Source organism: Streptomyces sp. SM1, assembly GCF_002910825.1.
Lineage (GTDB): Bacteria > Actinomycetota > Actinomycetes > Streptomycetales > Streptomycetaceae > Streptomyces > Streptomyces okerensis.
This window is the reverse complement of sequence record NZ_NEUB01000342.1, coordinates 1-10,431: the sequence shown is the minus strand read 5'-3', so window position 1 is coordinate 10,431 and position 10,431 is coordinate 1. Positions and strand designations below refer to the sequence as shown.

The 10,431-nt window shown below is 70.6% G+C and carries 7 protein-coding genes; 4 read left to right on the top strand and 3 right to left on the bottom strand.

Features of this window, described 5'->3' with window-relative positions; genetic code table 11:
• Nucleotides 1–58: 58 nt before the first annotated feature.
• From B9S61_RS08680 to B9S61_RS08670, 3 genes are all read right to left on the bottom strand, one after another.
• Nucleotides 59–925, bottom strand: a complete 867-nt coding sequence (locus B9S61_RS08680) for a hypothetical protein (protein WP_103541730.1) — start codon at nt 923–925, stop codon at nt 59–61.
• A gap of 184 nt (nt 926–1,109) precedes the next feature.
• Nucleotides 1,110–2,201, bottom strand: a complete 1,092-nt coding sequence (locus B9S61_RS08675) for a metallophosphoesterase (RefSeq protein ID WP_103541729.1) — start codon at nt 2,199–2,201, stop codon at nt 1,110–1,112.
• Nucleotides 2,202–2,666: 465 nt separating this feature from the next.
• A complete protein-coding gene (locus B9S61_RS08670) occupies nt 2,667–3,779 on the bottom strand; it encodes a LacI family DNA-binding transcriptional regulator (protein WP_103541728.1) in 1,113 nt (370 codons plus the stop codon).
• A gap of 460 nt (nt 3,780–4,239) precedes the next feature.
• Here B9S61_RS08670 and hisC point away from each other — a divergent pair, with 460 nt between their 5' ends.
• From hisC to cydD, 4 genes are all read left to right on the top strand, one after another.
• Nucleotides 4,240–5,319, top strand: a complete 1,080-nt coding sequence (gene hisC, locus B9S61_RS08665) for a histidinol-phosphate transaminase (RefSeq protein ID WP_103541727.1) — start codon at nt 4,240–4,242, stop codon at nt 5,317–5,319.
• A 250-nt stretch (nt 5,320–5,569) separates the two neighbouring features.
• Nucleotides 5,570–7,075 carry a cytochrome ubiquinol oxidase subunit I gene (locus B9S61_RS08660; protein WP_103541726.1) on the top strand — a complete coding sequence of 502 codons (1,506 nt, stop codon included), beginning with the start codon at nt 5,570–5,572 and terminating at the stop codon, nt 7,073–7,075.
• Nucleotides 7,076–7,095: 20 nt separating this feature from the next.
• Nucleotides 7,096–8,100 (top strand): cytochrome d ubiquinol oxidase subunit II, encoded by a 1,005-nt coding sequence (cydB, locus tag B9S61_RS08655; protein WP_103541725.1) that lies wholly within the window; start codon nt 7,096–7,098, stop codon nt 8,098–8,100.
• A 12-nt stretch (nt 8,101–8,112) separates the two neighbouring features.
• On the top strand, nt 8,113–10,431 hold a 2,319-nt coding region (gene cydD / locus B9S61_RS08650; protein WP_103541724.1), incomplete at its 3' end, for a thiol reductant ABC exporter subunit CydD.

Sequence of the window (10,431 nt, the reverse complement as noted above, 5' to 3'; positions counted from 1 at the left end):
GAGCGGGGCGCGAGCCGACGGACCGGTCGCCGGGCGTCCGGGTGCCCGGCCGTCCGGCCTACTCCGGCGGGTGTTCCGGGCCCCCGAAGTCCGGACTGGAGTAGTCCGGACTGGAATAGCTGGGCCGGGTGCCGCGGGCCCTGTCCTCACCGGGGCTGGTGAAGCCGGGCCGGTCGTATCCGAGGTGCGGCATCCGGCTGGCCGGCGCGGGCGGGGCCGTGTGCTGGAGCGCGGCGGCGGCCGGGTCGGCGAGGGCGTCCCGCAGAAACGGCAGCATCCCCCGCTCCAGCAGGGCGTCCCGCCAGGCATCCCTGGCGAGGGTGACCTCCTCGTCGCGTTCGCGGTACACGCCGCCGAGCGCCGAGGGCTTGTTGCGCAGTGCGGTGAGCAGCAGCCCCATGGCGGCGACGAGGATGGCGACCGCCGTCACCGCGCCGAACACCCATCCCGTGGTGAGCATGGTCCGGGCGAACGCGGCCTCGGGGTCGACCATCCGCAGGATGACGCCGACCAGCAGGAAGATCGCGGCGGCGGTTCCGGCCAGTACGGGTGCCAGGACGGCGACCACGGCCACCGCGCCCGCCCCGGCCGTCTCCACGGCCTCTCCCATGGTGGCGGCGAGCCCCGCCGCGCCCGAACCCGGCTCGGAGGAACCGGAGTCGCGGACGGCCGGGGCGGACGGCGCCGGAGGCCGGCGCATGTCCTCACGGATCTTCACATAGTGCTGGTACTCGGTCGCCGCGGCCGTGGTGATGATCGCGGTGGCGTTGAGCGCCATCGTGCGCAGTTGTTCCGAGTTGAGCCGCTGTCCGACAGCGGCCAGTTCCGGGTGGTGTGGTGCGGAGCGCAGCGCCTCATCGAGAACCCGCTCGTATTCCTGGCGGTCCTCGCTCAGCAGGTGCTGCGGAACGCTGTTCATGTGCATCCCCCGATGCTCCGTAGGGCTTGGGGCTCGGCATGCTGACGAGCCGTCGGGCAGAAACGGAGGGGAGCCTGCTTACGGATAAGCCGATGGTAGAGCGGTGACGGTACGCGGTGACAGGGGGTTTGCCGAATTCACCGTCCGCGTGGTGCGGCCACGGGCCGCCGGAACACGGCCCGTGGAGCGCTCAGTCGTCCAGCGGCAGCTTTCGGACCAGCAGTTTTCCGGCCATGGTGACCCCGCCGTCCATGGCGATGGCGAGTCCGTCGGCATACACGTGCGGTCCGGCGACCACGGGACCGCCGTCGTCCTCGCCGTCCTCGGAGCCGACTTCGCCCAGCAGATACGGAATGGGGCTGTGGCCGTGAACGACCCGGGTGCCGCCGTACGTATCCAGCAGGGAACGCACCGCGTCGGCTCCGCCCTCGTCGCGGAAGGAGAAGCGCTTGGTGAACTTGCGGAACAGGTCCCAGACCTCGTCGGCGTCGTTGCGCGTGATCGTCTCGCGGACGGTGTCGTTGACCTCTTCGATGGAACGGCCGTAGTCGAGGTAGGCGGTGGTGTCGGAGTGGAGCAGCAGATGGCCGTCGACCTCCTCGACGGCGTCGAGGCGGGCCATCCACTGCAGGTGGTGGTCCTGGAGGCGGTCCATGTCGGTCTTCTGGCCGCCGTTGAGCAGCCAGGCCGCCTGGAAGGTGGCGGTGCCGGCCCCGGAGTTGACGGGGGTGTCGTTGAACCGCTTGGCACCGAGCAGCAGCAGTTCGTGGTTGCCCATGAGGGCCTTGCAGTAGCCGCCGGCGGCGGCGGCCTCGGCGGACAGCCGCATCACGAGGTCGATGACGCCGATGCCGTCCGGGCCGCGGTCGGTGAAGTCGCCGAGGAACCACAGCCGCGCGGTGCCGGCGCACCACTGGCCCGCCGAGTCCACGAGGCCCTGCTCCTGGAGCGCGGCCAGCAGTTCGTCGAGGTAGCCGTGGACGTCACCGACCACGTACAGCGGGCCCTGGCCGGTGGTGGGCGGCGGCGCGGGGGCGGGTGCGGGGTCGACGGTCACCTGAACAGTGTCGCCCCGGTTGATGACGGGGAGGTCCCGCTGGGTGGGCGTGTATCCCTCCGGGTACGCCTCCTCGGCGGGCGGGGCGGCGTCACCGGGGTGCGTGCTCTGGGCATACGGACCGGTCTCGTGGACGTAAGCGGGCACCCGGAAGTCGCGCAACGTCGCCGTCCGCTCCACCTCGGGTCCCTGACCGGCCCCCTGAGTCATCGACCCCTCCACCATCGCGCCGCGTCTGCACCGCGTCGGACTGCCTGGTCGCAGCGGCCCGCGGTGTCGTGGGCCCATCATAGGAATGCGAATCGCGCTGTGTGATGACCCAGGGGTGGTGAATCGGAGCAAGACTCCGGTTCACCGCGGCCTTCGCCCCATTTGGGCCGTTCTGTGGTCGCCCGGTCTCCGTGCGGTGTCCGTCTTCGTCACCCGTCCGCCGTCGGCCGGGGCTGTCCTCGTACCGCGCCCGACCGCGGAGGGTGCCGCTTCCGGGGCGCACCTCGTCGCGGCCGGTGCCGTCCTCGTCACGCGTTCCGCCGGTCGGACCGCCTCCGCCGCGTACCCGGGCGCGCCCCACCTTGTCACCCTCCGTCCCGGAACCGGCCGGGAGCCGCCCCCGGCCGTCCCTGCGGAAGCCGGGTTCCGGGAGCCTCCACGGTCCCGCGGTGCCGTCCACCCCGCCGGGCACCGGCGGTCTCACGTTCCCTTCGGCGACCTCGGCGGGCTGACCGTCGTACGGGGCGGACGGCGCTGCGAGGAGGTGCGCACGATCAGTTCGGTCGGTATGACCTGCTCCACGGGCCGTTCCGCGTCGGCCCCCTCGATGGCGTCGATGAGCAACTGGACCACCGCCGTGCCGATGCGGCGCGGCTTGAGGGAGAGCGTGGTGACCGGCGGTTCGGTGCCGGCGTAGACGGTGGACTCGCTGCAGCAGACGAGCAGCAGGTCGTCGGGTACGCGCAGGCCGTAGCGACGGGCGGCGGCGAGCAGGTCGGTGCCGTTCGGGTCGAACAGGCCGTACACGGCGTCGGGGCGGTCGGGGCGGGCGAGCAGCCGGTCGGCGGCGACGGCGCCCGCGCACGGATCGTGTGCCGGGTAGGCCTCGTACACCGGGTCCTGGCCCACGCGCTCGCACCAGCGCAGATACGCGGTGGTCGAGAGGTGGGTGTAGGTGTCGGTGGTGGTGCCGGTGAGCAGGCCGATCCGGCGGGCGCCCGCGTCGGCGAGATGGTCGAGGATGCCGAGAACGGCGGCCTCGTGGTCGTTGTCGACCCAGGCCGTGACCGGCAGGGAGCCGGCCGGGCGGCCGTCGGAGACGACCGGTAAGCCCTGGCGGACCAGTTCGCTGACCACCGGATCCTGGTCGGAGGGGTCGATGACGACCGTGCCGTCCAGGGCGACGTTGGACCACACGTCGTGGCGGGAGGTCGCGGGCAGGATGACGAGGGCGTAGCCGCGGTCGAGCGCGGCGGACGTGGCGGCTCGCGCCATCTCGGCGAAGTACGCGAACTCGGTGAAGGTGAAAGGTTCATTCCCGTACGTCGTCACGGTCAGGCCGATGAGTCCGGACTTCCCGGTGCGGAGCGTTCGGGCGGCGGCCGAGGGGCGGTACCCCAGTCTGTCGGCCACCTCGCGGACGTGGCGCCGGGTGGCGTCCGGGAGCCGGCCCTTGCCGTTGAGGGCGTCGGAGACGGTCGTGATGGAGACTCCGGCGGCGGCGGCCACGTCCCTGATGCCCGCCCGACCCGGCCGGCTGCCTCGGCGTGAGGTTTCCGCGCGGCTCACCTGGTGCTTCCCTGCTGCTGTCATGGCGAGCCGATAGTAGGGCTCATGCGGTGGGGTAGGGCGGACGCATATGCACGCATTGACAGGCACGTTTCTGCATGATCATTAAGGCTTAAATCCCTTGGAAGTAAAGGGTGTTGAACGTTCCAATGGCAGGACCTGACGCGTCGGCGCGTGCATGCCTGCCGAGGGTGGGATGTTGCGAAGAGGTCTCAACTCACCTGCACGGGGGACGCGCGCCACGGCGCGCACCACCGGCGCGTAGATATATGTACGGCGCGCCCCCGGTGCGTGCGCCGTTCCTACCCCTTCGGGTGATGTTGCCCCTGTTGCTGCCGTGACCGACGAGGCGGGCCTGCGTCTCGCGTCCGTCCGCGCGTGCCTCCGCCGCCCCTATACGCAGCGACGCCGAATCCTCATAAGGTGAGCAGTATTGGATGTCGGCGGCGGTCATGGGCCGCCGGTCTTCACGAGGAGGACTGCGGTGAGCGAGACGAGCCCCAAGCTGCGCGCCGAGCTGGAGGGGATTCCCACGTACAAGCCGGGCAAGCCGGCGGCGGCCGGCGGTCCGGTGGCGTACAAGCTGTCCTCCAACGAGAACCCGTACCCGCCGCTGCCGGGTGTGATGGAGACCGTGGCTGCCTCGGCCGCCACCTTCAACCGCTACCCGGACATGGCGTGCACGGCTCTGATGGCCGAGCTGTCCGAGCGGTTCGGCGTTCCCGCGTCCCACGTGGCCACCGGCACCGGCTCGGTCGGTGTCGCCCAGCAGCTGCTGCAGGCCACCTCGGGCCCCGGTGACGAGGTGATCTACGCCTGGCGGTCCTTCGAGGCGTATCCGATCATCACGCAGATCAGCGGTGCCACGTCGGTGCAGGTGCCGCTGACCCCGGGCGATGTGCACGATCTGGACGCGATGGCCGACGCGATCACCGACCGGACCCGGCTCATCTTCGTCTGCAACCCGAACAACCCCACCGGCACGGTGGTGCGGCGGGCCGAGCTGGAACGCTTCCTCGACCGGGTGCCCGGCGACGTCCTGGTGGTGCTCGACGAGGCCTATCGCGAGTTCATCCGGGACACCGAGGTGCCGGACGGCGTCGAGATCTACCGTGAGCGGCCCAACGTCTGCGTCCTGCGGACCTTCTCCAAGGCGTACGGCCTGGCGGGGCTGCGGGTCGGTTTCGCCGTCGCCCACGAGCCGGTGGCCGCGGCGCTGCGCAAGACGGCGGTGCCGTTCGGGGTGAGCCAGATCGCGCAGGACGCGGCGATCGCCTCGCTGCGCGCCGAGGACGAGCTGATCGGCCGGGTCGGCTCGCTGGTGTGTGAGCGCAACCGCGTGATGGACGCGTTGCGGGCCCAGGGCTGGACGGTGCCGGAGACCCAGGCCAACTTCGTGTGGCTGCGCCTGGGAGAGCGCACGGTGCCGTTCGCGCAGGCGTGCGAGCAGGCGGGTGTGGTCGTCCGCCCGTTCGCCGGGGAGGGCGTGCGGGTCACGATCGGGGAGACCGAGGCCAACGACATCTTCCTGAAGGTGACGGAGGGCTTCCGCAAGGAGCTCTGACCCGCGCGGGAGGGCTCCGGCCCCACATACGTCAGGCGGTCGGCGGTCACCCGCCGGCCGCCTTCGTGCGCCTGGGGTCCGTCGAAGGGGTCCACGTCACAGAGGACCCCCCTTCCTGGTCGGAAAAGCGGTAGGTCATAATTACTTGTGAATGTGAACGCGTTCACAAGCGCGTCCCGTTTTCCCGAGATGTGAGGGACGGACGGGATCAAGCGGTCGCTGTGACCACCGCTGAGTAAGGAGCGACGACGTGGATCTGGCTCTGGCGCCGGAGACTCTGGCGCGATGGCAGTTCGGTATCACCACCGTCTACCACTTCCTCTTCGTTCCCCTGACGATCTCGCTGGCCGCCCTCGTTGCCGGGCTGCAGACCGCCTGGGTCCGGACGGACAAGGAGAAGTACCTCAGAGCGACGAAGTTCTGGGGCAAGCTCTTCCTGATCAACATCGCGATGGGGGTCGTCACCGGCATCGTGCAGGAGTTCCAGTTCGGCATGAACTGGTCCGACTACTCGCGGTTCGTCGGTGACGTGTTCGGTGCCCCGCTCGCGTTCGAGGCCCTGATCGCCTTCTTCTTCGAGTCCACCTTCATCGGCCTGTGGATCTTCGGCTGGGACAAGCTGCCCAAGAAGATCCACCTGGCCTGCATCTGGATGGTCTCGATCGGCACCCTGCTGTCGGCGTACTTCATCCTCGCCGCCAACTCCTGGATGCAGCACCCGGTCGGCTATCGGATCAACGAGGAGAAGGGCCGCGCCGAACTCACCGACTTCTGGCTGGTGCTCACCCAGAACACCACGCTCAACCAGGTCTTCCACAGCTTCTCGGCGGCCTTCCTGACCGGTGGCGCCTTCATGGTGGGCATCGCCGCCTTCCACCTCATGCGCAAGAAGCACATCCCCGTGATGCGGACCTCGCTCCGCCTCGGTCTGGTCACGCTGGCGGTCGGCGGTCTGTTCACCGCGATCAGCGGCGACACCCTCGGCAAGGTCATGTACGAGCAGCAGCCGATGAAGATGGCCGCCGCCGAGGCCCTGTGGGACGGCGAGGAACCGGCGCCCTTCTCCGTGTTCGCCTACGGGGACGTCGACGAGGGGCACAACAAGGTCGCCCTGGAGATCCCCGGACTGCTGTCCTTCCTCGCGCACAGCGACTTCGAGTCGTACGTGCCCGGCATCAACGACACCAACGAGGCCCTGCAGGAGAAGTTCGGCCCCGGTGACTACAAGCCCATCGTGCCGGTCGCCTACTGGGGCTTCCGCTGGATGATCGGCTTCGGCATGGTGTCCTTCTCACTCGGCCTTCTCGGGCTCTGGCTCACCCGGAAGAAGTTCCTGCTGCCGGCCGCCCACCGCACCGGGGACGACGAGGTGCCACGCCTGGTGCTGCTGAGGAACCCGCTCGGTTCCCGCCTGACCCGGCTGTACTGGCTTCTGGCGCTGTGGACCATGGCGTTCCCGCTGATCGCCAACGCGTGGGGCTGGATCTTCACCGAGATGGGCCGGCAGCCCTGGGTGGTCTACGGCGTGATGCGGACCGAGGACGCCGTCTCCCCCGGTGTGTCCACGGCCGAGGTCATCACCTCGATGTCCGTCTTCACCCTGCTCTACGCCGTCCTGGCCGTCATCGAGGTCAGGCTGCTCGCCAAGTACGTCAAGGCCGGCCCGCCCGAGCTCAGCGAGTCCGACCTCAACCCGCCCACGAAGCTCGGCGGCGACATCCGTGATGCCGACAAGCCGATGGCCTTCTCGTACTAGGCCGAGGGAGCCCCATCGTCATGGAACTGCACAACATCTGGTTCGTCCTCATCGCCGTCCTGTGGATCGGCTACTTCTTCCTGGAGGGCTTCGACTTCGGGGTGGGCATCCTCACCCGGCTGCTCGCCCGGGACCGCGCCGAGAAGCGGGTGCTGATCAACACCATCGGCCCGGTCTGGGACGGCAACGAGGTGTGGCTGCTCACGGCCGGCGGCGCGACCTTCGCCGCCTTCCCCGAGTGGTACGCCACGCTCTTCTCCGGTTTCTACCTGCCTCTGCTGCTCATCCTCGTCTGCCTGATCGTCCGGGGTGTCGCCTTCGAGTACCGGGCGAAGCGGCCGGAGGAGAACTGGCAGCGCAACTGGGAGACGGCGATCTTCTGGACCTCGCTCCTCCCGGCGTTCCTGTGGGGCGTGGCCTTCGGCAACATCGTGCACGGCGTGAAGATCGACGCCGACTTCGAGTACGTGGGCACCGTCTGGGATCTGCTCAACCCGTACGCCCTGCTGGGCGGGCTGGTCACGCTGACCCTGTTCACCTTCCACGGCACGGTGTTCACGGCCCTCAAGACGGTGGGCGAGATCCGGGAACGGGCACGGAAGCTGGCCCTGCACGTGGGTCTCGTCACCGCCGCACTGGCGTCGGCGTTCCTGCTCTGGACGCAGGCGGACAACGGTGACGGCACCAGCCTGGTCGCGCTGGCCGTGGCGGTCGCCTCGCTGGTCGCCGCCCTGCTGGCGAATCAGGCGGGACGTGAGGGATGGTCGTTCGCCCTGTCCGGCGTCACCATTGTGGCCGCCGTGGCGATGCTCTTCCTGACGCTGTTCCCGAACGTCATGCCGTCCACGCTCGACGCGGACTGGAGCCTCACCGTCACCAACGCCTCCTCCAGCCCCTACACCCTGAAGATCATGACCTGGCTCGCCGTGATCGCCACTCCGGTGGTGCTGCTCTACCAGGGCTGGACGTACTGGGTGTTCCGCAAGCGGATCGGTACCCAGCACATCGCCGATCCCGTGCACTGAGGTGTGTTTCACGTGAAACCAATCGACCCACGACTGCTCCGGTACGCCCGTGCCACCCGCGGTTTCCTGGTGGCGGTCGTCGGCCTCGGGGCCGTCGGCGCGGTGCTGGTCATCGCTCAGGCCATGCTCATCGCCGAGATCGTGGTGGGCGCGTTCGAGGACGGCCTGTCCGCCCGTGACCTCGGTACTCCCCTGCTGCTGCTCGCCGCCGTAGCCGCCGGCCGCGGGCTGGTCGGATGGCTCACCGAGCTGGCCGCCCACCGGGCGAGCGCGGCGGTGAAATCGGAGCTGCGGGGCCGCCTGCTGGAGCGGGCGACGGTGCTGGGGCCCGGGTGGCTGGGCGGACAACGCACCGGGTCGCTGGTCGCCCTGGCGACCCGGGGGGTCGACGCCCTCGACGGCTACTTCTCGCGCTACCTCCCCCAGTTGGGGCTCGCCGTGGTCGTGCCGGTGGCGGTGCTGGCACGGATCGTCACCGAGGAGTGGGTCTCGGCGGCGATCATCGTGGGGACCCTGCCGCTCATCCCGGTCTTCATGGTGCTGATCGGCTGGGCCACCCAGTCCCGGATGGACCGCCAGTGGCTGATGCTCTCCCGGCTGTCCGGCCACTTCCTGGACGTCGTCGCCGGACTGCCGACGCTGAAGGTGTTCGGACGGGCCAAGGCCCAGGCGGAGTCGATCCGGCAGATCACCGCCGAGTACCGGCGGGCGACCATGCGGACGCTGCGGATCGCCTTCATCTCCTCCTTCGCGCTGGAACTGCTCGCCACCCTCTCGGTGGCCCTGGTCGCCGTGACGATCGGCATGCGGCTCGTGTACGGCGACCTGGACCTCTACACCGGCCTGCTCATCCTGATCCTGGCGCCCGAGGCCTATCTGCCGCTGCGACAGGCCGGCGCCCAGTACCACGCGGCCGCGGAGGGCCTCGGCGCGGCGGAGGAGATCTTCTCCGTCCTGGAGACACCCGTGCCCGAACCCGGTAGGGGCGCGGTACCGGCGGGCGCCGTCTCGTTCGAGGGGGTGACGGTCCGCTACGGCGGCCGGTCCACGGACGCCGTGACGGACGTGTCCTTCACCGTCGCGCCGGGCGAGACGGTCGCGCTCGTGGGACCGAGCGGGGCGGGCAAGTCGACCCTGGTGAACGCGCTGCTGGGCTTCGTCCGGCCCACCGGGGGACGGGTCAGGATCGGGGGAGCCGATCTCGCCGGACTGGACCTCGCCGAGTGGCACAGCCGCGTCGCCTGGGTGCCGCAGCGGCCGCACCTGTTCGCCGGGACGATCGCGGAGAACGTACGGCTGGCCCGGCCCGACGCGGACGACGACGCCGTGCGGCGCGCCCTGCGGAACGCGGGCGCGCTGGAGTTCGTGGACGCGCTGGCGGAGGGTGCCGGGACTGTGCTGGGGGAGGACGGGGCGGGACTGTCGGCCGGGCAGCGGCAGCGCCTCGCGCTGGCCCGGGCTTTCCTCGCCGACCGGCCCGTCCTCCTCCTCGACGAGCCGACGGCCGCGCTGGACGGTGCCACCGAGGCCGCGATCGTGGCGGCGGTACGGCGGCTGACGGCAGGCCGCACGGTGCTGCTCGTGGTGCACCGTCCGGCGCTGCTGGCTGTCGCCGACCGGGTGGTGCGGCTCGCGGAACCGGCCTCGACCGGTGGCCGGGAGGAGTCCGTGACCCGGGCGGCCGGCCCCGCGGCGGCTGCCGGCACCCGCCCGGTGCCGGACAGCGGTTCCGCGGGGCCCCCGGACACGGAACCCGTTCCGGGCAATGTCCTCGCCCGGGTCCGTGGCCTGTCCGGTGCCCGGCGGGGGCGGATCACCCTCGCGCTGCTGCTGGGCGCCCTCGCCCTGGGCAGCGCGGTCGGGCTCATGGCCACTTCCGGATGGCTCATCTCGCGGGCGTCCCAGCAGCCGCCCGTGCTGTATCTGATGGTGGCGGTGACGGCGACCCGGGCCTTCGGCATCGGCCGGGCCGTGTTCCGCTACGCCGAGCGGCTCGTGTCGCACGACGCCGTCCTGCGCATGCTGGCCGACACCCGGGTCGCGGTGTACCGGAGGCTGGAGCGGCTGGCGCCCGCCGGACTGCGCGGTGCCCGCCGGGGCGACCTGCTCTCCCGGCTGGTCTCCGACGTGGACGCGCTCCAGGAATACTGGCTGCGCTGGCTGCTGCCGGCCGGCGCGGCCGCCGCCGTCTCGGCCCTGTCCGTCGGCTTCACGGCCTGGCTGCTCCCCGAGGCGGGTGCCGTGCTCGCGGTTGGGCTGCTGGCGGCGGGCGTCGGTGTGCCCCTGCTGACGGGAGCCGTGGCGCGCCGTGCGGAACGCAGGCTGGCACCG

What these genes read in the sequence shown, in the direction of transcription:
- B9S61_RS08670 (WP_103541728.1), bottom strand. Translation starts at nt 3,779, where the DNA reads ATGACAGCAGCAGGGAAGCACCAGGTGAGCCGCGCGGAAACCTCACGC.
- cydB (WP_103541725.1), top strand. Translation starts at nt 7,096, where the DNA reads ATGGAACTGCACAACATCTGGTTCGTCCTCATCGCCGTCCTGTGGATC.
- B9S61_RS08675 (WP_103541729.1), bottom strand. Translation starts at nt 2,201, where the DNA reads ATGGTGGAGGGGTCGATGACTCAGGGGGCCGGTCAGGGACCCGAGGTG.
- B9S61_RS08680 (WP_103541730.1), bottom strand. Translation starts at nt 925, where the DNA reads ATGCACATGAACAGCGTTCCGCAGCACCTGCTGAGCGAGGACCGCCAG.